Genomic DNA, 19627 nt, shown 5'->3' with positions numbered 1-19627 from the left:
CTCTTATGAAAACACCGCCCGGAACCGTTTTCCGGCTCGGGCGGCGTCTTGGAAAACTCTGAGGTCTATGTAAGCGGGTCTTTGCCCGCTCACAAGCGCTTACTCTGCCGCAGCGGCTTTTGTGACCGTCAGTGAACCGCCCGCTTTTTCAACTGCCTCAACGGCAGCTTTCGAAGCACCGGTGACTTCCAGGTTCACTTTGGCGCTGATTTCGCCCTTGGCCAGAACACGGATGCCGTCCAGCTTGCGGCGCACCAGACCGGAAGCAACCAGTGCGTCCTCGGTGATCGCAGCCTTGGTGTCCAGTTTGCCGGCTTCGACGAACTTCTGGATCAGGCCCAGGTTGATAACGGCGAATTCCTTGCGGTTCGGCTTGCTGAAGCCGCGCTTGGGCAGGCGCTGGTACAGCGGCATCTGGCCGCCTTCGTAGCCATTGATGGCCACACCCGAACGGGATTTCTGGCCTTTGATACCACGGCCACCCATTTTACCTTTGCCGGAACCCGGACCACGGCCAACGCGGGTGCGTTTCGGTGTGGCGCCAGGATTGTCGCGCAATTCGTGCAGTTTCATTTCGCTTCTCCTAAGCCGGATGTGGCCCCCGAAGCGTGATGGGCCAAACACGGCATTTCTTGGTTTTGATTCGTATGGCGCAAGGCCACCGCAGGCGTATAGGCCCGTTAATGTCAGTTGGCAAGCCTGCGGGCCGGGTCGGATGTCATTCCTCACCCTCAGCCATTTCGTCCTCAATAACGCCCTTCGGCCGGAGCGGCGCCGCATGTGGATCGATGCCATGCTTTTTCACAAGCTGACCCACCAGGCTTTCGGGGTGCGGAATGCCGGAAAACCTGTTGAAGATGAATGACCGCATGCGACGGCCGTAGAAGTGGATCGACATCGTCTCGTCCGTGATGAAACGCTCGGCACCACCATTGGCCCGGCTCATGACGCGCCGTTCTTTATAAGATACCGGGTAAAGGACTTGAGTGGGAAACGAGAAACGATCCTCGCCATTCTGCTGCAACAGCCAGGTCAGTGCTCGGGGGCCCCAAACGCCCCAGGGCATTTCACCGGCATGTTTGGGGTTGCCGTCCAGGGCATCGCGGATCAGCTCGGCCCGCAGTTTCGACGGCAGCCACGGTGGGATACGATACGGGTTTTCAGTGTAGTCGATCAGATCATAGAGTGTCGGGCTGTCCGGCGGCAGCCTGAGAACACCATTGTTGATCTCATGCGCGGCGAGGCGGCCGTGGAAATGGCCGTTTTCCGTAGTGAACGGCTTGACACAATACGCATCGGTATCCGCCCAGATCAGATCTTGATGCTGCGCCAGCATACGATAACGAAACCTGTCCGCGTGTACTGCGGGGCTGCCGGTTCGCTTATGCGTGATGATGTTTTCGTCGGGCATGACCTCCCGCGCATCGCGCCGTTCGGCTCCGTCGGGAATGTTGGGCACATCGCCGTACGTGTAAAGGCGCACGTGCTGGCCAGCGTCCAGAAACGATTTGATGCAGAGCTGCTCCAGAAAGCTCAGCGGGCCATCGACCCACAGCATACCGATCTGAAATTCCCGCGCCATGCCCGGCCTTTCCGTCAAACTGAAACGACCCTTTCAGCACTTGACCTATCCCGCACGCTTTCGCAACGGGGTTCAGGAAATAACCTGCTCCTGTGGCATACGTGGCTCCCAAAACAAAAGAGGCGCCATAGCGGCGCCTCCGGATCGGGTGGTGCGTGGTCTTACACGCAGTAGGCGTGCTTGTGCGCGATGTCCGCAATGTCGCAGCGGCGAATGCCGATATCGTCCAGCTCGCGGTTGGTCAGGCGCTGAAGTTCGGCATAGGTCCGGTTGTATTCGGCCGCCTGCGCGCGGGCTGCCTTCACGCGTTCAACGAAGTTTGCGAAGCGGGTGGAGAAGTTGAAACCGTTATGTGTCAGTGTTGCGGTATGTGCCATTTCTGAGTTCCTTTCTGACCGGGGCGTATTCCCCGGAGTTGCTTGTCTTGTTCCTTTTGGGACAAGGCTCAGATAGGCGCAGAGGATAACGCTAACAACGCAAGTTTCGGTCTAGCCGGTATGCGTTTTTGGAATAACCCCCACGGTCACAAAGTACGAGGCGCAAGGTCTCAAAGTTCAAAGTATTTGCTGTAGAAAATCAGCCCCGCGAACGGCAAAGTCCAGCAAACTCTAATCAAGGAATTTGACCGAATGAACAGCAAGGGATTGCTACACCGGCACTTTTTGAAAAACGGTGAACAGCGCCTGCACAAGTGGCTGCACTATTTTGACATTTACGAGTGCCATTTCGACCGGTTTCGCGATCGACCTATTAAGATTCTGGAAATTGGGGTTCACGGAGGCGGCTCGCTGCGTATGTGGCGTAAATATTTTCACAGGAATTCGAGAATTGTCAGGATAGACATTAATCCCGAATGCGAAAAACACACCGGTGAAAACATCAATGTACATATCGGCAGTCGGGACGACGAGAATTTCCTGGCTGAAGTTGCTGACCAATATGAGGGCTTTGACATCGTCATAGACGACGGAAGTCACGTGAACTCTCACGTCATCAAGACGTTTGACACGTTGTACGAGCGTGTTTCCTCCAATGGTGTCTATTTGGTGGAGGTCTTCGGCGCGAGGGCACATTTATTGAGTTTGCCAAAACGAAAATTGACGAATTGAACGCTCAACATGTCCGAGAGGATTTTGAGGTGACCAACATAACCAGGACTACAGACAGTATAACTTTCTACGACAGCGTGGTCGTCTTTGAACGCCGCCCACAGGGCAGACGGCAAGCAGTCATTACGCAGTCGATGTAACGCGAGCCTGATCCAAGTCTATTTGCGGATTTAACCGCAAACCAAAGGTGCAAAAAAAACGCCCCAAAACCGAAGTCAGGGGCGTTTCAATTCATTCGAAGGTTTCGCGCTTAGCCGCGCTCTTCGACGATCTCTACCAGATGCGGGATCTTGCGGATCATGCCGCGAACCGAAGGGGTATCTTCCAGCTCACGGGTCTTGTGCATCTTGTTCAGGCCCAGACCGATCAGGGTCGCGCGCTGTTCAGCGGGGCGGCGGATCGGGGAACCGACCTGCTTGACGACGATGGTTTTTGCCATGGTTCGCTCTCCTTACGCTTCTGCTTCAGCAGCGGACGGTGCTTCGTCCCGCTTGGGCAGGATGTCGGCAACCTTTTTGCCACGACGTGCGGCAACCGAACGCGGGCTCTGCTCTTTCTGCAGGCCGTTGATGGTGGCGCGGATCATGTTGTACGGGTTCTGCGAGCCCAGCGACTTGGACACAACGTCCTTGACGCCCAGCATTTCGAACACGGCACGCATCGGACCACCGGCGATGATACCAGTACCTTCAGGTGCGGTGCGCATAACCACTTTACCAGCGCCGTGACGGCCTTCGATGTCGTGGTGCAGGGTACGACCTTCGCGCAGCTGCACGCGGATCATCTGGCGCTTGGCTTGTTCAGTCGCCTTACGGATGGCCTCAGGTACTTCTTTCGCTTTACCTTTGCCAAAGCCAACGCGGCCTTTCTGATCGCCGACAACCACCAGAGCGGCGAAGCCAAAGCGCTTACCACCTTTTACGGTTTTCGACACGCGGTTGATTGCGACCAGACGATCTGCAAATTCCGGTGCTTCTTCACGGTCGCGGCCACGGCCCCGACGGTTTTCACGTTCTGCCATTTGGCATCCCTTTTCTCATGTGGCGCATACGGCGCCGTTTTCTTCAATCCAAGTGAGCCCCGACTGTTGCCGAGGCCCCCGAATCATCGGGGCGGATCGAAACCCGCCCGCAGGTCTTAGATCTTCAGACCACCTTCACGCGCAGCGTCGGCAACTGCCTTCACCTTGCCGTGGAACAGGAAGCCGCCACGATCGAAATAGGCTTCTTCGACGCCTGCCTTCTTGGCACGCTCGGCGATGGCCGCGCCCACCTTGGTGGCCGCTTCGACGTTGTTCTTGCCAACAACACCCAGGTCTTTTTCCAGGGTCGAGGCAGATGCCAGGGTCACGCCACGTACGTCGTCGATCAGCTGAACGCTGATGTTCTTGTTCGAACGGTGTACGGACAGACGCGGACGACCCGCGTTGACCTTGCGAAGTTTGTTCCGAACGCGCAGGCGGCGCTTCAGAAACAGGGTTCTTTTGCTGTTTGCCATTGTCTGCGTCCTTACTTCTTCTTGCCTTCCTTGCGGAAGATGAACTCGCCCTTGTAGCGGATGCCCTTGCCTTTGTACGGCTCGGGACGGCGCCACTCGCGGATTTTGGCCGCGGTTTCGCCCACCAGCTGCTGGTCGATACCTTCCACAACGATCTCGGTCTGCTTCGGCGCGGTGATGGTGACACCTTCCGGAGCAGTGAAATCAACATCGTGGCTGTAGCCCAGGTTCAGCTTCAGGGTGTTGCCCTGCATCTGAGCCCGGTAACCAACACCCTGGATCTCCAGCTCTTTTTTGAAGCCAGTCGTCACACCGGTTACCAGGTTGGCAACCATTGTGCGGCTCATGCCCCACTGCTGACGGGCACGCTTGGACATGCCACGGGGGTCGATCTTGACCACGTTGTCTTCAACCGACAGCGTCACGTCGTCGGTGGCGGTGAAGCTGCGGGTGCCTTTCGGACCTTTCACTTCGATGGTCTGGCCAGACACAGAGGCGGTAACGCCGCTGGGCAGCTCGACCGGCTTTTTACCAATACGAGACATTGCAGACCTCCTTAGAAGACGGTGCAGAGCACTTCGCCACCAACATTGTTGGAGCGAGCGTTTGCGTCCGACATCACACCTTTCGGAGTGCTGACAATCGACACGCCCAGACCCTGACGGACCTGCGGAATGTCATTGACGCCCATGTATACGCGGCGGCCGGGCTTAGAGACCCGCTTCAGTTCGCGAATTACAGGGGTGCCTTCGTAGTACTTCAGGCTGATTTCGATGGCCGGGTGACCGTTTTCACCGGTCGTGTTTTCGTAGCCACGGATGTAACCTTCGTCCGCCAGCACGTCCAGAACCCAACCGCGCAGCTTGGAAGCCGGGGTGGAAACGGTGGACTTGCCGCGCATTTGCGCGTTGCGGATACGGGTGAGCATATCGCCGATAGGATCATTCATATCTATGTCTCCCTTACCAGCTCGATTTCACCATGCCGGGGATCTGACCAGCAGAACCCAGCTCGCGCAGCGCGATACGGCTGACCTTCAGCTTACGGTAGTAAGCGTGGGGACGGCCGGTCAGCTGACAGCGGTTGTGCAGACGGGTCGCCGAGCTGTTGCGCGGCAGTTTCGCCAGTTTCAGACGCGCTTTGAAGCGCTCTTCCATCGGGCGGCTCTCGTCATTTGCGATTTCTTTCAGCTCGGCACGCTTTGCGGCATATTTGGCCACCAGGCGTTCGCGCTTTTTCTCGCGTTCGATCATTGCTTTTTTAGCCATGTCTCAATCCTCCCGGCGCTTACGCGTTGAACGGCATGTTGAATGCTTTCAACAGGCTCTTCGCTTCAGCGTCGGTTTTCGCTGTGGTGGCAATTACGATGTCCATGCCCCAGACCTCGTCGACCTTGTCGAAGTCGATTTCCGGGAACACGATGTGCTCTTTCATACCCATGGCAAAGTTGCCACGGCCATCGAAAGACGGCTTAACACCGCGGAAGTCACGAACGCGCGGCAGCGCGATGGTGATCAGACGATCCAGGAATTCGTACATCCGGTCACCGCGCAGGGTCACTTTCGCGCCCAGCGGCATTTCTTCACGGACGCGGAAACCCGCGATCGACTTCTTCGCCTTGGTTGCAACGGCCTGCTGACCAGCAATCGCGGTCAGATCTTCGACAGCGGCTTTCGCTTTCTTCGAGTCCTTGACGGCCTCAGCACCACACCCGATGTTCAGAACGATCTTTTCCAGCTTGGGCAGCTGCATGTCGTTCTTGTAGCCGAACTCTTCTTTCAGCGCGGCACGGATGGTTTCAACGTACTGAGCTTTCAGACGCGGGGTGTATTTTGCGGAATCAAGCATCGATCACGTCTCCCGTGGTCTTGGCGAAGCGGACCTTCTTGTCGCCTTCCATGCGGAAGCCAACGCGGGTTGCTTTGCCGTTCTTGTCCAGCAGAGCCAGGTTCGACAGGTCGATCGGGTTTGCCTGGGGCAGACGACCACCTTGCGAGGTTTGCGACTGGCGGGTGTGGCGGATGGCGATGTTGATGCCATCTACAACTGCTTTGCCGGCTTTCGGGTCAACCGAGGAAATGGTTCCCTCTTTGCCCTTGTCCTTGCCGGCCAGCACGACGACCTTGTCGCCTTTGCGGAGTTTGGCAGCCATGATTACAGCACCTCCGGAGCGAGCGAGATGATTTTCATGAAGTTCTTCGCGCGCAGTTCACGAACAACCGGGCCAAAGATACGGGTACCTACGGGCTCGTTGTTGTTGTTCAGGATAACGGCGGCGTTGCGATCAAAGCGGATCGCGGTACCGTCTTCGCGACGGACTTCCTTGGCGGTGCGTACGACGACGGCCTTGCGGACGTCACCTTTCTTTACGCGGCCGCGCGGGATGGCTTCCTTCACCGAGACGACAATGATGTCGCCGACGGAGGCGTATTTACGCTTGGAACCACCCAGGACCTTGATGCACTGAACTCGGCGTGCGCCGGAGTTGTCAGCGACATCCAGATTGGTCTGCATCTGGATCATGTGGTTTCTCCCGACCTGTGGGGGCTGGTCTTGTTAAATCCCCCAGGGTTTCGACAAATGGAAAAATCCCGGAAGCTTACGCTTCCAGAACTTCCCAACGTTTCGTCTTCGATTTCGGCGCGCATTCGATGATGCGGACTGTATCGCCGACCTTGAAGGCGTTCTTTTCGTCATGAGCCCGGTACTTCTTGGACTTACGGACGGTTTTGTGCAGCAGCGGGTGCTTGAAGCGGCGCTCGACCGATACGGTTACGGTCTGTTCGTTGGCGTCGCTGGTCACGGTGCCTTGCAGGATACGCTTGGGCATCTGATTACTCCTCGGATGCCGCGGCAGCGGCCTTTTCGTTCAGAATGGTTTTGACGCGGGCAGCGTTGCGGCGGGCCGCTTTGATGCCGGCTGTGCTTTCCAGCTGACCGGTTGCCTGTTGAAAGCGCAGGTTAAAGCTTTCTTTCTTCAGGTTGGCCAGTTCCTCGCGGAGCTGGTCAGGGGTCTTGTCACGCAGTTCTTGGGCGTTCATCGCCTTTTTCCTTTGCTCAAAACACCAGAAGGCCCCGTAAACGGGTCACCTTGGACCTGGTGGATGAATTACAGACATGCGAATCCCCCGACTCAGCCGGGGGACTTGCAGGATGCCGCCGTATAAGGGTTTGAGGGGTGGGTGGCAAGGGAAAGTTTTGACCAATGCATGCAGCCAAATCGTAAGCTTCAAGCCTGGTGTCCAAACCAATGCTTCCCGAGGTTGTTCCCTGTACAATCTCTGTTGGGCACCAAGCAAAAAGGGCGTCCCGTGGGACGCCCTTTCCGTAGCTTTTCGCAGATGCGATTTACTCGATGATTTTCGACACAACGCCGGCGCCGACGGTGCGGCCGCCTTCGCGGATGGCGAAACGCAGACCGTTCTCCATCGCGATCGGCGCGATCAGCTCAACGCCAAACGACACGTTGTCGCCGGGCATGACCATCTCGGTGCCTTCGGCCAGGGTCACGGTGCCGGTCACGTCCGTCGTACGGAAGTAGAACTGCGGACGGTAGTTCGCGAAGAACGGGGTGTGACGGCCGCCTTCTTCCTTGGTCAGGATGTAGGCTTCGGCTTCGAACTTGGTGTGCGGTGTCACCGAACCCGGCTTACACAGAACCTGGCCACGCTCAACACCGTCACGGTCAACACCGCGCAGCAGGGCGCCGATGTTGTCGCCGGCTTCACCACGGTCCAGCAGCTTGCGGAACATTTCAACGCCGGTGCAGGTGGTTTTCGCGGTGTCGCGGATACCAACGATTTCGATCTCGTCGCCAACGTTGATCACGCCACGCTCAACACGACCGGTCACAACGGTACCACGACCCGAGATCGAGAACACGTCTTCGATCGGCATCAGGAACGGCTGGTCAACAGCGCGCTCGGGGGTGTCGATGTAGTCGTCGACAGCCGCCATCAGTTCGCGGATCTTGTTCTCGCCGATTTCCGGGTTGTTGCCTTCCATCGCCGCCAGAGCCGAACCTGCGATGATCGGAATGTCGTCGCCGGGGTAGTCGTAGCTGGACAGCAGTTCGCGAACTTCCATCTCAACCAGTTCCAGCAGCTCTTCGTCGTCGACCTGGTCAACCTTGTTCATGAACACGACCATCTTCGGGATGCCAACCTGGCGGCCCAGCAGGATGTGCTCGCGGGTCTGCGGCATCGGGCCGTCAGCGGCGTTCACAACCAGGATCGCGCCGTCCATCTGGGCAGCACCGGTGATCATGTTCTTGACGTAGTCGGCGTGGCCGGGGCAGTCAACGTGCGCATAGTGGCGCGCATCGGTCTCGTATTCCACGTGGGCGGTCGAGATGGTGATGCCGCGCGCTTTCTCTTCCGGCGCACCGTCAATCTGGTCATACGCTTTGAAGTCACCGAAATACTTGGTGATTGCTGCGGTCAGCGTCGTCTTGCCGTGGTCAACGTGCCCAATCGTGCCGATGTTGACGTGCGGTTTTGTACGCTCAAACTTTTCCTTTGCCATTCCTCAGGCGCCCTTTTGCGATTTGGGGGACCCTTGGTCCCGTGGTTACATCTGCGCGCGCGAGATATTTGGTTCAAAGGGGAAAATCAAGCACATCCTGAGGGAAAAGCGGCCCCTTATGCCGGATTTTGCGTAACATCCCCGGATTCGAGCGGCCGGATCAGATCGGGCCGCCGATCAAACCAGCCATTGTCCTTGTGTTCCTCGGCCAGCCACTCCTCAACCCGGTCGGCGACTTTCAGGGCAAGCCCGCTCATCTGCTCTTCTTTGGTCCGCTCGTGTCCCGAACCTTTCAGGGCACTTCCGCCGGTCGTGTCCTCAAGAACCTGAAACTGTTTGCCCTTGGCCAGAAACTCTTTCTTGTTCACGTCGTAGACGTTTACCAGAACAATCGCCGTGCTTTTGGGATTGTAGATTACCGGAATGCCCGGAGGCGCCAGCATATAGCCTTCCAGACTGATACCGATGTCATATTCCTGTGCACCGGAGTAGCGACCCAGGCGAATGTCGACCGCGTTCTGAATGGCTGCGGTCCATTCATCAGGCGTCGCATCCCGCGACACCGGGCCCTGCACCGCCTTTTCGGCAAAAGCATAGTTGACCCGCAGCTTGAATTCGCCCAGCGATTCTGGCTCTTCATAAACCTGCGTCTGGGTGCAGGCGGCCATCAGGGCCAATCCGGTGATCAGGGTCAGAATGCGCAACATGTTCTCGTCTCGATAGGCCTGTTTTTCTTTGATCTAGCGCACCGATACGGCCTGTGCCAAGTCGTATCGGCAGAAATCCACCCGCAAGCGCGCCCTGATCACGAGAATTTATAGTCGCGCGGGAAGCCATAGGGTGGTTTTTTACCAACGCTGGCCCGTTTAGCCAGCCACTGGGACATATCGGCCTCGTGCCGGGTCTTGTCACCACCCATCGACCACTTCAGGCCCTCTTCCCAGTTGAAAGTGGTGATGTCGGACAACCCGCCATCCAGCTCCAGCGTGCCCTGGCGGCCGCGTGCCATGTTATATTTCTGAAGGCGCACGCCCTTGCCGCGTGTCATCTCGGGCAGGTCTTCAGTCGGGAACACAAGGAACTTGCCGTTCTGAGACACAACGGCCACGTGATCCCCATCCACCGGTTTACAGATCATCGCGGTTTCGTCGCCTTTGACGTTCAGCACCTGTTTGCCGTTGCGGGTCTGGGCCAGCACATCATCCTCGGGCACCATAAAGCCGTTGCCCGCATCCGATGCGACAAGCAGCTTTCGGCCTGGCTTGTGAATGAAAATGTCGATGATCTGCGCCTCATTCGGCAGGTCGACCATCAGGCGCAGCGGCTCGCCCATGCCCCGCCCGCCGGGCAGGTTCGCAGCGCTGACCGTGTAGAACCGCCCGTTCGAGGCAAACACCAGCAGGCGATCAGTCGTTTCGGCGTGGAAAATGAATCGTGGGCCGTCGCCATCCTTGAACTTCAGTTCACGCTTCAGGTCGATATGGCCGGTCATGGCGCGAATCCACCCCATCTGAGAGCAGACGACCGTAATCGGCTCGCGGTCGATCATCGCCTCAAGCGGCACTTCCTCGACCTGCCCCGCTTCGGCGAACCGCGTCCGGCGCGCGCCGCCTTCGTAGTCTTTGCCGAATGTCTTCTTGGTCTCTTTCAGTTGCTCGGCGATTTTGTCCCATTGAAGGCCCTCATCGGCCAGCAGGTCTTCGAGGTTGGCGCGCTCCAGCATCAATTCGTCACGTTCGCGAACCAGCTCCATCTCTTCCAGACGGCGCAGGCTGCGCAGGCGCATGTTGAGGATCGCGTCGACCTGAACCTCGGACAGTTCGCCTTCTCCCGGCTTGGGCGATACGTAGTCGGCCTCGTTGGTCGCGCGGACGTGATCAATGCCCCAATCCTCACGCATCAGCGCGGCCTTAGGGTCGTCATCGTAGCGGATGATGTCGATCACGCGGTCGAGGTTGAGGAACGCGACGATAAAGCCCTCCAACACCTCCAACCGGTGGTCGATCTTGCCAAGACGGTGACGCGAGCGGCGGATCAGCACCTCTTGCCGGTGATCAAGGAAAGCGCGCAGCACCTCCTTCATCGAGCAAACCTTGGGCGTTACGCCGTCGATCAGCACGTTCATGTTCAGACTGAACCGCACCTCAAGATCCGAGTTGCGATAGAGCATCCCCATCAGCACCTCGGGGTCCACGTTCTTGGAGCGTGGTTCCAGGATCAGGCGAATGTCATCGGCAGATTCGTCGCGGACATCCGCGAGGATCGGGATTTTCTTGGTCTGGATCAGTTCGGCGATCTTTTCGATCAGTTTCGATTTCTGAACCTGATAGGGGATCTCGGTAACAACGATCTGCCACTGACCTCGCCCCAGATCCTCGACCTCGAACTTGCAGCGCAGACGGAACGAACCTCGCCCGGTGCGATAGGCCTGTGCGATATTCTCGGGCGGCTCGACAATCACGCCGCCGGTCGGGAAGTCCGGGCCGGGAACATAGTTCAACAACGTGTCGTCGCGGGCGTCGGGTGTCCGGATCAGATGCAGACAGGCGTCGCAGAGTTCCGAGATGTTGTGCGGCGGGATGTTCGTGGCCATCCCCACCGCGATACCACTGGCACCGTTGGCCAAAAGGTTCGGGAACTGCGCGGGGAGCACAACCGGCTCAGTCAGGGTGCCATCATAGTTGTCGCGGAAATCGACGGCGTCCTCGTTCAGACCCTCTAGCAGCGCCTCGGCCACGATGGTCATCCGCGCCTCGGTGTAGCGCGAGGCCGCCGGGTTGTCGCCGTCGATATTGCCGAAATTCCCCTGCCCGTCGACCAGCGGGTAACGGACGTTGAAGTCCTGCGCCAGACGCGCCATCGCGTCGTAGATCGCGGCGTCGCCATGCGGGTGATAGTTGCCCATCACATCGCCGGAAATCTTGGCCGATTTCCTGAAACCTCCGGTTGCGCTGAGTCGCAGCTCTCTCATCGCATAGAGGATTCGCCGATGCACCGGTTTCAGACCATCCCGCGCGTCGGGCAGCGCCCGGTGCATGATGGTGGACAGCGCATAGGTCAGATAGCGTTCGCCAATCGCGCGGCGCAGCGGTTCGGCTACCTCACCCCCGTTGCCGGGGGTCTCCATGTTGGGGTCGTCGATCGTGTCGTTCATATATGATGTGATACGACGCAAGCGCGGCGTGGTAAAGCAAGCAGCGCGCAATTTACTGGGGACAAGTCGCGCTTTTTGCAACACGGGGAGGCAAGCCCCGGATTTCCCCCATCTTTCGACTCAATCCCCAAGCTATGCTAAACTTTCATCAATTGAATGCTGCCTGTTTGTTGTTGCGATTACCCGGGGGATTGCGTCATGACGCGCCTTATACTTGTTACCTTTGCTCTGCTCGGATGGAGCTTCTACGTGATGAGCGGCGGCCCCGATTTCGAGCCGCGCGGCCTGCGCGCGGAAAAACCTGTGCAAGTGGCGTCAGTTCCCAAACCCGCACCAAAGCCGATTGCCCCGGCCCCGGCGGAAGACCTTGTGAAAAAAGCCGCTATTAAGCCGGTCGAACCCGAGAAGCCAAAGCCGGAACCTGAACCGGCGCCTGTTCAGGTCGATACTCAGGCGCAGCTGACGCAGGTTGCTGTTGGGCTGAGTTCAGACCTGTCCCTGTTTGGTGATCAGGCCGCGACATTCTCTCTGGCGTCTCTGGATCAGGGTGCGGCAGCGCTGCGTCAGATCACACCTGAGGTGCCTGACGGGGTTTCGCAGACCGTTGCCCCCACCGAGCCCGCAAAAGACATTCGCGAAGTTACGGGCACCCGCGTCAACATGCGCGATGGGCCCGGCACGATCTATCCGGTCGTTGGCAAGGTTTCGATCGGACAGAAGGTCGAAGTGATTGGCGATTCGGGAACCGGCTGGCTGCGGCTGCGCGTGTTGCCCGGGCAACAGATCGGATGGATTTCCGCCTCACTGATCCGAAAAACAGAAAACTGACACAGCGATGTCATTGTCCTGACCGGGACCGCGCCATAGCTTTTGGCAAAAGAACATCTCGGGGATGACATGCAGAAATCCATTCTGATCACAGGCTGCTCTTCCGGTATTGGCCTGGATGCGGCTCATGGGATGCGCGCCCGCGGCTGGCGAGTCTTCGCGGCCTGCCGCCAACAGCGCGACTGCGACAGGCTGAGGGCACAGGGCTTTGACAGTCCGCGAATCGATTATGCAGATGCGGATAGTATCCGAACAGGCCTGGCACAGGTGCTTGAGTCGACCGGCGGCACGCTGGATGCACTGTTCAACAATGGTGCACATGGATTGCCCGGTGCGATAGAAGACGTGCCGACGGATGGGTTGCGCGTCATATTCGAATCCAATGTATTTGGCTGGCACGAGCTGACCCGGCAGGTCATCCCGGTGATGCGGCGTCAGGGTTACGGTCGCATTGTACAATGCTCCTCGGTGCTTGGGCTGGTCGCGTTCCCCTGGCGCGGTGCGTATGTCGCGACGAAATACGCGATCGAGGGTCTGACCGACACCCTGCGGCTGGAGCTTAGAGATACCGATATTAAGGTCGTCCTGATCGAACCCGGGCCGATCACTTCGAAGATTCGGGAAAACTCGATCCCGGTGTTTGAACGGTTCATCGACTGGGAAAACTCGGCATTGCGGGAAAAATACGAAACTTCGCTGCTGACGCGACTCTACGATTCTTCTGGCCCCGACCGGTTTGAACTGCCCGCATCAGCCGTGACCGACAAACTCGCCATTGCCGTGAGCGCGAAAAGACCGCGCGCGCGCTATTATGTCACCACGCCTACCTACATCGCCGGGTATCTGCGCCGGGTTTTGTCCACAAAAACCATAGATCGCATTCTGTCATTGGGCTGAGACACAAAAACCCATTCGCTTTTGCCGCTGCGCCCGCTAGATGGAGGCGTGAAAACAAACGCGGACGAGGGCTCCATGGACCTGATCATGCTGGTCTTGCTTTTGGCCATGGCGGCAGTTGTCGTCGTTTTGGCTTTGGGCATTGCAAACTTTGGCAAAGGTGGGACCGAAGCGGCCCACAAAAGCAACAAGATGATGCGCCTGCGCATCCTGTTTCAGTTCATTGCCGTGGTGCTGATTGTGCTCTACGTCTATCTGCGCGGGCAGGGAGGGCAATAAATGGTTGTTCTGAACAAAATCTACACGCGCACAGGCGACGATGGCAAAACCGCGCTTGGCAATGGCGAACGGGTCGCCAAATACTCGGGCCGTGTGGCTGGCTATGGCACGGTGGACGAACTGAACGCCTTTGTCGGCGTCGCCCGCGCGGAAGCCAATGGCGATGTCGAAACAGCGCTGGCGCGCATCCAGAACGATCTGTTCGATCTGGGTGCTGATCTGTGCCGTCCCGATATGGAAAAGGATGCCGAGGCGGATTACCCGCCATTGCGGATCGCTCCGGCACAGATCGACCGGCTGGAAGCCGAGATCGACTCCATGAACGAACGGCTGGAGCCGCTGCGCAGTTTCATCCTGCCGGGCGGCACCCGGCTGGCGGCGCAATTGCATGTATGTCGCACGGTGTCGCGGCGGGCCGAGCGGCTGGTGGTCGAACTGTCCAATATGGAGCCCGTCAACGAAGTCGCAGTGAAATATTTGAACCGGCTGAGCGATTGGTTCTTCGTCGCCGCCCGCTGCGCCAACAACGACGGCCAGGCTGACGTTTTGTGGGTTCCGGGCGCGAACCGCTGAAAGCGGCACGGTGTCCAGTAGACCCGGTGGAGACCGGAAGGGTGAGGCCTCGGCCCGACAATCACAGTAAAGCGTCTGTTCCGGTCCGCCACTCGTCCCGTCGCGCACTAACCCGTTCCCACTGCGACACTACCGTTACGTAAAAAAATCATGAAACGCGACGTCTCAAGCTTACGACGTGACGATTTTGCTCTGTTGTCGCGCGGATTGAGACGCTATCTACACCCCGAGAGCATTGGTGGAGTCGCGACGCGGCTTGCCGTTTTTGTAAGGAGCGTACGCAAAAATGAAGGTACTTGTGCCTGTCAAGCGCGTGATTGACTACAACGTGAAGGTTCGCGTGAAAGCGGACGGGAGCGGTGTTGATCTCGCCAATGTAAAGATGTCGATGAACCCGTTCGACGAGATTGCAGTGGAAGAGGCGATCCGCCTGAAAGAGGCTGGCAAGGCTGAGGAAGTCGTGGCCGTCTCGATCGGCGTGAAGCAGGCGCAGGAGACGCTGCGGACCGCTTTGGCCATGGGCGCGGACCGCGCCATTCTGGTCGTTGCTGCCGATGACGTGCATCAGGACATAGAGCCGCTGGCCGTCGCCAAGATCCTGGCCAAAGTGGTCGAGGAAGAACAGCCGGGCATCGTTCTGGCTGGCAAGCAGGCGATCGACAACGACATGAACGCCACCGGCCAGATGCTGTCGGCCCTGCTGGGCTGGAGCCAGGGCACCTTCGCGTCCGAGCTGGACATTGAAGGCGACACCGCCAAGATCACCCGCGAAGTTGACGGCGGCCTGCAGACCATCAGCGTCAAGATGCCGACCATCGTGACCGTTGACCTGCGTCTGAACGAGCCGCGCTATGCGTCGCTGCCCAACATCATGAAGGCGAAGAAAAAGCCGCTGGATGAGAAAACCGCCGCCGATTACGGCGTCGATGTCACCCCGCGTCTGGAAGTCGTCAAAACCGAAGAGCCGCCGGCGCGCGCTGCGGGCATCATCGTGGGCTCGGTCGACGAGCTGGTCGAGAAACTCAAAGAAGCGGGGGCTGTGTAATGGCTGTTCTTCTTCTCGCTGAAGTCAACAATGGTGAGCTGTCGCTGGACGCCACCGCCAAGGCCGTCAATGCCGCGAAAGTTCTGGGCGATGTGACCGTTCTGGCCGCTGGCGGTTCCGCCGCTGCCGCTGGTGAAGCTGCTGCCAAGATCGACGGCGTTTCCAAGGTTCTGGTTGCCGAAGACGCTTCGCTGGGCCACCGCCTGGCGGAATCCACCGCAGCGCTGATCGTGGGTCTGGCCGACGGGTACGAACACATCGTTGCCCCTGCCACCACCGACGCCAAGAACGTGATGCCGCGCGTTGCAGCCCTGCTTGACGTGATGGTGATCTCGGATGCATCCGGCGTTGTGGACGGTTCGACCTTCGAACGCCCGATCTATGCAGGCAACGCGATCCAGACCGTGAAATCGAACGACGCCAAAAAGGTCGTCACCCTGCGGACTGCCAGCTTTGACGCGGCGGGTGAAGGTGGTTCGGCCCCGGTCGAGACCATCTCGGTCGGCGAAAACCCGGGCCTGTCGTCCTGGGTCGAGGACAAGGTTGCGGCCAGCGACCGCCCCGAGCTGACCTCGGCTGGCGTGGTTGTTTCAGGTGGCCGCGGTGTTGGCTCCGAAGAAGACTTCAAACTGATCGAAGCTCTGGCTGACAAGCTGGGTGCTGCTGTTGGCGCATCGCGCGCGGCGGTCGACTCGGGTTACGCTCCGAACGACTGGCAGGTGGGTCAGACCGGTAAGGTCGTGGCTCCAGACCTGTACGTTGCCGTCGGCATCTCGGGCGCGATCCAGCACCTGGCTGGCATGAAGGACTCGAAGGTCATCGTCGCAATCAACAAGGATGAAGAAGCGCCGATCTTCCAGGTCGCCGACTTCGGACTGGTTGCCGACCTGTTCCAGGCCGTTCCGGAACTGACCGAAAAGCTTGGCTGATCAAGAACACAGTTTTTTCGACGAGAAATCTTCAAGGCCCGCCGCAAGGCGAGCCTTTTTCAGTTCAGATCTTGTATAACCGGCACCAGAGCATCCGCGATGGCCCTGTGTGCGGCCGGGCCGATCATGTGCTCTGCCATGGGCTGCTGCAATGTTCCGAACAGCACGTCCTCAAGTGCGTCTGAAGCGCCGGCAACGCTGACCGACAACTCGACAATGCCCGCGCAATGCGATCGGAATTGCTCGACCATTGGCCTGTCGACCAGCAATTGCCCGCCAACATCGCATGGCGATTGCCTGTGCACGCGCAGCCACAGCAAGATCACTGGCGGTCCAACACGCTCGAGAAAGGACTGCAGGTTTTTGCACCACTGATCCTGCAAACCCTGGGCTAACACCGCAAACCGGGCGGCCCCAAGATCCAATAGCCGCGTCAAAAGATGCTTCACAAAGTGAAACTCTGTGAAATCAACTTCGGGATAAAGGTCTACGAGTTTACGCGTCGGCTCAATAAAGCGGTCATTTCGGCGGGGATGCACCCGGTAAAATGGGTTCGACTGACCGGCAAGTCCGGGGATCTGCAACACGCACAGCCCGGAACCATTCACCAGGTTCAGTATCCCTTGATCGCGCACCAACGCCTCGGCCCCGGCAAACAGGCTGCCCAGATTGACACAACACTTTCCCACACGCCCTTCCAGCACTGAAGGGAACGGCTGATCCACGAACCGCCCGAATGTTTCCTCGCCGCCAACACAAACCACTGAGGACTTGTCCGGTCGCTTCTCAGGCCCGCGAAACCAGAGCCTGGATTGTTCATATTGGCAAACGGCAACATCGACCCGGCCCGAGCCGACCTGAAGATAGCTCATAACACCCACCTGTTTTTCACCCGGGTGCCTTCTTGCGGCCGCAGGAATTGATAAAACCCTAATGTGCGCATTTGAAGCAAATTCAGCCTGATCCAACCCCTTGCCGCCCGCCCCGATCTGCCGATAGTGTCGGATCAACCTATGGGACAAAGGCACCTGAACATGGATGTAAAATCAGTCGGAGTGATCGGCGCGGGCCAGATGGGCAATGGCATCGCCCATGTTTTGGCGCTGGCGGAATATGACGTCCTTCTGACCGACGTCAGCCAGGAGGCGCTGGACAATGCTCTGGCGACGATCGAAGGGAATCTTGCCCGGCAGGTGTCCCGCGGAAAGATCACCGACGAGGCCATGCAGGCCGCCCTTTTGCGCATCGATACCACGCTTGAATTGCCTAAACTGGGTCAAACCGATCTTGTGATCGAGGCCGCGACCGAACGCGAAACGATCAAGCAGGCCATTTTCGAGGACCTTCAACCGCATCTGCAGCCCCATACGATCCTGACTTCGAACACCTCTTCCATTTCGATCACGCGTCTTGCCAGCCGGACCGACCGTCCGGAACGGTTCATGGGGTTTCACTTCATGAACCCTGTTCCAGTCATGCAGCTGGTCGAATTGATCCGCGGCATCGCAACGGATGAAACGACTTACAAGGCCTGCAAAGCTGTTGTGGACCGGCTGGGCAAGACCGCAGCCAGCGCCGAAGATTTTCCGGCCTTCATCGTGAACCGGATCCTGATGCCGATGATCAACGAAGCGGTTTATACGTTGTATGAGGGTGTCGGTAGTGTTCAGTCCATCGACCAGTCAATGAAGCTGGGCGCCAATCATCCGATGGGCCCGTTGGAGCTGGCGGATTTCATCGGCCTGGATACCTGCCTGGCGATCATGAATGTGTTGCATGAGGGTCTGGCCGACACCAAGTACCGTCCGTGTCCACTGCTGACAAAGTACGTCGAGGCCGGCTGGCTGGGGCGCAAGACCGAGCGCGGGTTCTATGATTATCGTGGGGAAGTCCCAATACCAACGCGCTGACGCACAGGGGGCCAGCCCCCTCGCCCGGATTTTATCCGGGCTCACCCCCGGGATGTTTTCAGCCAGATGAAGACGCGGATCAGGCCCTGGTCCCACCGCCCAGAGCCAAGGTGTGCTTTCTAAGCCATGCCATGAACCCGCGCGGGTCTTTTTCGAGCAGTTGCATGTCGTCCTGCGATACCGGATCACCGATGACCGGAGACTGCGGTTTGTTGCAGGACCTTACGATCTCATGCAGCAGTAGCCCCTGACGCAGGATCGGGGAAACACGGTTTGCGATCTGATACCAGCGCGAGTTGCAACCAGGAAAAAAGATCGGCACGACCTGAGCACCGGACCGGCGGATCATCTTCGCCGTAAAGACGTTCCATTCCCGTTCCTGTGCGGGGCCGAACCAACTGTCCGAAGACATCACCACGCCCGAAGGGAACAAGGCTACCACGCCGCCATTCTTGAGGTGTTCCATCGCCTTGCCGCGCATTTCCAGCATCTTGGCCTGGGCTTCAGGGTCGTGCGGAAACGGAACCGCGATCATGAACGATGTCGCAGCTTCATCCAGGCCGGTCAGAACCGAGCGGGTCAGGATGCGATAATCGCTGCGCACACGGCCGATCAGTTCGGCAAAAATCATGCCGTCAACCATGCCATGGGGGTGGTTGGCGACCACAACGACCGGGCCTTCCCTGGGAATGCGATCGATCTGTTCCTGCGGCGTGGTCAGTTTGATGCCCATCACCTCGAGCGCGCCGCCCCAGAAACGCTGGCCGCGATACAACTCGTTCTTTTTTTCGAATTTATTGACCATTCGCAAAATGGTCAGTTTTCCGGTGCACCATTCGATGACCCGAATGGCAGCCGAAGTCCAGGCATCGTCAAACGAGTTGGCGTAGGTCAGCGTTCTGCGATCATAGATTTCGCCTTGTTCACCGGCCCCATCTACCACCGGGTTCGTCTTGGTCTCGTGCGTTGTTTCCGCCAATTCCTGGTTTTCCCGTTCTTCCTGTCCTGGCAGGACCGGCTCAGAATCCCTCTCCGAACTTGTCGTTCACCAAAGTTTCCAAGGCTTCCGCCAACGCCTCAGCATCCGGTCCGGACGTCTCGACGTCAATAGTGGTTCCGCGCGATGCTGCCAACATCAAAAGGCCCATTATACTGTCACCGGATGCAGAAAGTCCGTCCCGCGAAACCTCGGCACTGGCATCAAATCCCTCGACCACCTCGACCAGCTTGGCTGAGGCACGGGCGTGTAGGCCCTTTTCGTTAATAATTTTCAAGCTTCGGGTGGTCATGGGCTATTAAT

The 19627-nt window shown here is 58.4% G+C and carries 28 protein-coding genes; 8 read left to right on the top strand and 20 right to left on the bottom strand.

Features of this window, described 5'->3' with window-relative positions:
• Positions 1-99: 99 nt before the first annotated feature.
• From rplO to ACR1XU_RS07740, 3 genes are all read right to left on the bottom strand, one after another.
• On the bottom strand, positions 100-573 hold the full coding sequence (rplO, locus tag ACR1XU_RS07750; protein ID WP_480903584.1) for a 50S ribosomal protein L15: 474 nt from the start codon (positions 571-573) through the stop codon (positions 100-102).
• Positions 574-718: 145 nt separating this feature from the next.
• Positions 719-1582 carry a hypothetical protein gene (locus tag ACR1XU_RS07745; protein ID WP_480903587.1) on the bottom strand — a complete coding sequence of 288 codons (864 nt, stop codon included), beginning with the start codon at positions 1580-1582 and terminating at the stop codon, positions 719-721.
• 161 nt (positions 1583-1743) lie between these two features.
• Positions 1744-1959: a DUF1127 domain-containing protein gene (locus tag ACR1XU_RS07740; RefSeq protein WP_170613762.1), complete on the bottom strand. Its 216-nt coding sequence runs from the start codon at positions 1957-1959 to the stop codon at positions 1744-1746.
• 252 nt (positions 1960-2211) lie between these two features.
• Between ACR1XU_RS07740 and ACR1XU_RS07735 the strand changes: the two genes are divergently transcribed.
• Complete coding sequence (locus tag ACR1XU_RS07735) at positions 2212-2691, top strand: class I SAM-dependent methyltransferase (protein ID WP_480903589.1); 480 nt, start codon at positions 2212-2214, stop codon at positions 2689-2691.
• Between the two features lie 250 nt (positions 2692-2941).
• Here the strand turns inward: ACR1XU_RS07735 and rpmD are convergent, their stop codons facing one another.
• From rpmD to ACR1XU_RS07665, 14 genes are all read right to left on the bottom strand, one after another.
• On the bottom strand, positions 2942-3130 hold the full coding sequence (gene rpmD, locus ACR1XU_RS07730; RefSeq protein WP_170613764.1) for a 50S ribosomal protein L30: 189 nt from the start codon (positions 3128-3130) through the stop codon (positions 2942-2944).
• 12 nt (positions 3131-3142) lie between these two features.
• Entirely contained in the window at positions 3143-3712 is a 570-nt protein-coding gene (rpsE, locus tag ACR1XU_RS07725; RefSeq protein WP_480903592.1) for a 30S ribosomal protein S5, read from the bottom strand.
• 116 nt (positions 3713-3828) lie between these two features.
• On the bottom strand, positions 3829-4188 hold the full coding sequence (gene rplR, locus ACR1XU_RS07720; RefSeq protein WP_010437103.1) for a 50S ribosomal protein L18: 360 nt from the start codon (positions 4186-4188) through the stop codon (positions 3829-3831).
• 11 nt (positions 4189-4199) lie between these two features.
• Entirely contained in the window at positions 4200-4733 is a 534-nt protein-coding gene (gene rplF, locus ACR1XU_RS07715) for a 50S ribosomal protein L6 (protein WP_170467582.1), read from the bottom strand.
• An 11-nt stretch (positions 4734-4744) separates the two neighbouring features.
• Entirely contained in the window at positions 4745-5137 is a 393-nt protein-coding gene (rpsH, locus tag ACR1XU_RS07710; protein WP_155148687.1) for a 30S ribosomal protein S8, read from the bottom strand.
• A 13-nt stretch (positions 5138-5150) separates the two neighbouring features.
• Positions 5151-5456 (bottom strand): 30S ribosomal protein S14, encoded by a 306-nt coding sequence (gene rpsN / locus ACR1XU_RS07705; protein ID WP_068340744.1) that lies wholly within the window; start codon positions 5454-5456, stop codon positions 5151-5153.
• 19 nt (positions 5457-5475) lie between these two features.
• Positions 5476-6036, bottom strand: coding sequence for a 50S ribosomal protein L5 (rplE, locus tag ACR1XU_RS07700; RefSeq protein WP_480903595.1), 561 nt, complete (start codon positions 6034-6036; stop codon positions 5476-5478).
• Positions 6029-6340 carry a 50S ribosomal protein L24 gene (gene rplX / locus ACR1XU_RS07695; protein WP_039523375.1) on the bottom strand — a complete coding sequence of 104 codons (312 nt, stop codon included), beginning with the start codon at positions 6338-6340 and terminating at the stop codon, positions 6029-6031. The genes rplE and rplX overlap by 8 nt, the downstream gene beginning before the upstream one ends.
• A 2-nt stretch (positions 6341-6342) precedes the next feature.
• Entirely contained in the window at positions 6343-6711 is a 369-nt protein-coding gene (gene rplN, locus ACR1XU_RS07690) for a 50S ribosomal protein L14 (protein WP_005621870.1), read from the bottom strand.
• 76 nt (positions 6712-6787) lie between these two features.
• Positions 6788-7018, bottom strand: a complete 231-nt coding sequence (gene rpsQ, locus ACR1XU_RS07685; RefSeq protein ID WP_170613768.1) for a 30S ribosomal protein S17 — start codon at positions 7016-7018, stop codon at positions 6788-6790.
• 4 nt (positions 7019-7022) lie between these two features.
• Positions 7023-7229: a 50S ribosomal protein L29 gene (gene rpmC, locus ACR1XU_RS07680; protein ID WP_037311745.1), complete on the bottom strand. Its 207-nt coding sequence runs from the start codon at positions 7227-7229 to the stop codon at positions 7023-7025.
• Positions 7230-7536: 307 nt separating this feature from the next.
• Complete coding sequence (gene tuf, locus ACR1XU_RS07675) at positions 7537-8712, bottom strand: elongation factor Tu (protein ID WP_480903598.1); 1176 nt, start codon at positions 8710-8712, stop codon at positions 7537-7539.
• Positions 8713-8828: 116 nt separating this feature from the next.
• The gene (locus ACR1XU_RS07670; RefSeq protein ID WP_170681495.1) at positions 8829-9419 is read right to left on the bottom strand and encodes a hypothetical protein; all 591 of its coding nucleotides are present in this window, start codon (positions 9417-9419) and stop codon (positions 8829-8831) included.
• Positions 9420-9517: 98 nt separating this feature from the next.
• On the bottom strand, positions 9518-11866 hold the full coding sequence (locus ACR1XU_RS07665) for a DNA topoisomerase IV subunit A (RefSeq protein WP_480903601.1): 2349 nt from the start codon (positions 11864-11866) through the stop codon (positions 9518-9520).
• A gap of 198 nt (positions 11867-12064) precedes the next feature.
• Here ACR1XU_RS07665 and ACR1XU_RS07660 point away from each other — a divergent pair, with 198 nt between their 5' ends.
• From ACR1XU_RS07660 to ACR1XU_RS07635, 6 genes are all read left to right on the top strand, one after another.
• On the top strand, positions 12065-12694 hold the full coding sequence (locus ACR1XU_RS07660; protein ID WP_321251022.1) for an SH3 domain-containing protein: 630 nt from the start codon (positions 12065-12067) through the stop codon (positions 12692-12694).
• Positions 12695-12763: 69 nt separating this feature from the next.
• Positions 12764-13591 (top strand): SDR family NAD(P)-dependent oxidoreductase, encoded by an 828-nt coding sequence (locus ACR1XU_RS07655; RefSeq protein ID WP_480903604.1) that lies wholly within the window; start codon positions 12764-12766, stop codon positions 13589-13591.
• A 75-nt stretch (positions 13592-13666) separates the two neighbouring features.
• Positions 13667-13870: a twin transmembrane helix small protein gene (locus tag ACR1XU_RS07650; RefSeq protein ID WP_170611869.1), complete on the top strand. Its 204-nt coding sequence runs from the start codon at positions 13667-13669 to the stop codon at positions 13868-13870.
• The gene (locus ACR1XU_RS07645; RefSeq protein WP_480903607.1) at positions 13871-14443 is read left to right on the top strand and encodes a cob(I)yrinic acid a,c-diamide adenosyltransferase; all 573 of its coding nucleotides are present in this window, start codon (positions 13871-13873) and stop codon (positions 14441-14443) included. It begins immediately after the preceding gene.
• Between the two features lie 286 nt (positions 14444-14729).
• Positions 14730-15488 carry an electron transfer flavoprotein subunit beta/FixA family protein gene (locus ACR1XU_RS07640; protein ID WP_480903610.1) on the top strand — a complete coding sequence of 253 codons (759 nt, stop codon included), beginning with the start codon at positions 14730-14732 and terminating at the stop codon, positions 15486-15488.
• Entirely contained in the window at positions 15488-16417 is a 930-nt protein-coding gene (locus ACR1XU_RS07635; protein ID WP_170611876.1) for an electron transfer flavoprotein subunit alpha/FixB family protein, read from the top strand. The genes ACR1XU_RS07640 and ACR1XU_RS07635 overlap by 1 nt, the downstream gene beginning before the upstream one ends.
• Before the next feature lie 59 nt (positions 16418-16476).
• On the opposite strand, the gene ACR1XU_RS07630 is transcribed toward ACR1XU_RS07635, so the two are convergent.
• On the bottom strand, positions 16477-17289 hold the full coding sequence (locus tag ACR1XU_RS07630) for a DUF6473 family protein (protein ID WP_480903612.1): 813 nt from the start codon (positions 17287-17289) through the stop codon (positions 16477-16479).
• Positions 17290-17451: 162 nt separating this feature from the next.
• On the opposite strand from ACR1XU_RS07630, the gene ACR1XU_RS07625 reads away from it, so the two are divergent.
• Positions 17452-18327: a 3-hydroxybutyryl-CoA dehydrogenase gene (locus tag ACR1XU_RS07625; protein ID WP_480903614.1), complete on the top strand. Its 876-nt coding sequence runs from the start codon at positions 17452-17454 to the stop codon at positions 18325-18327.
• Positions 18328-18406: 79 nt separating this feature from the next.
• Here the strand turns inward: ACR1XU_RS07625 and ACR1XU_RS07620 are convergent, their stop codons facing one another.
• Both ACR1XU_RS07620 and ACR1XU_RS07615 read right to left on the bottom strand, forming a co-directional pair.
• The gene (locus tag ACR1XU_RS07620) at positions 18407-19306 is read right to left on the bottom strand and encodes a lysophospholipid acyltransferase family protein (RefSeq protein WP_480903616.1); all 900 of its coding nucleotides are present in this window, start codon (positions 19304-19306) and stop codon (positions 18407-18409) included.
• A gap of 40 nt (positions 19307-19346) precedes the next feature.
• Positions 19347-19616 (bottom strand): HPr family phosphocarrier protein, encoded by a 270-nt coding sequence (locus tag ACR1XU_RS07615; RefSeq protein ID WP_170611881.1) that lies wholly within the window; start codon positions 19614-19616, stop codon positions 19347-19349.
• Positions 19617-19627: the final 11 nt, after the last annotated feature.

The organism is Ruegeria sp. D1(2025) (assembly GCF_056536425.1).
The sequence above is the reverse complement of the archived record's forward strand: the minus strand, read 5'-3'. Positions and strand labels throughout refer to the sequence as shown.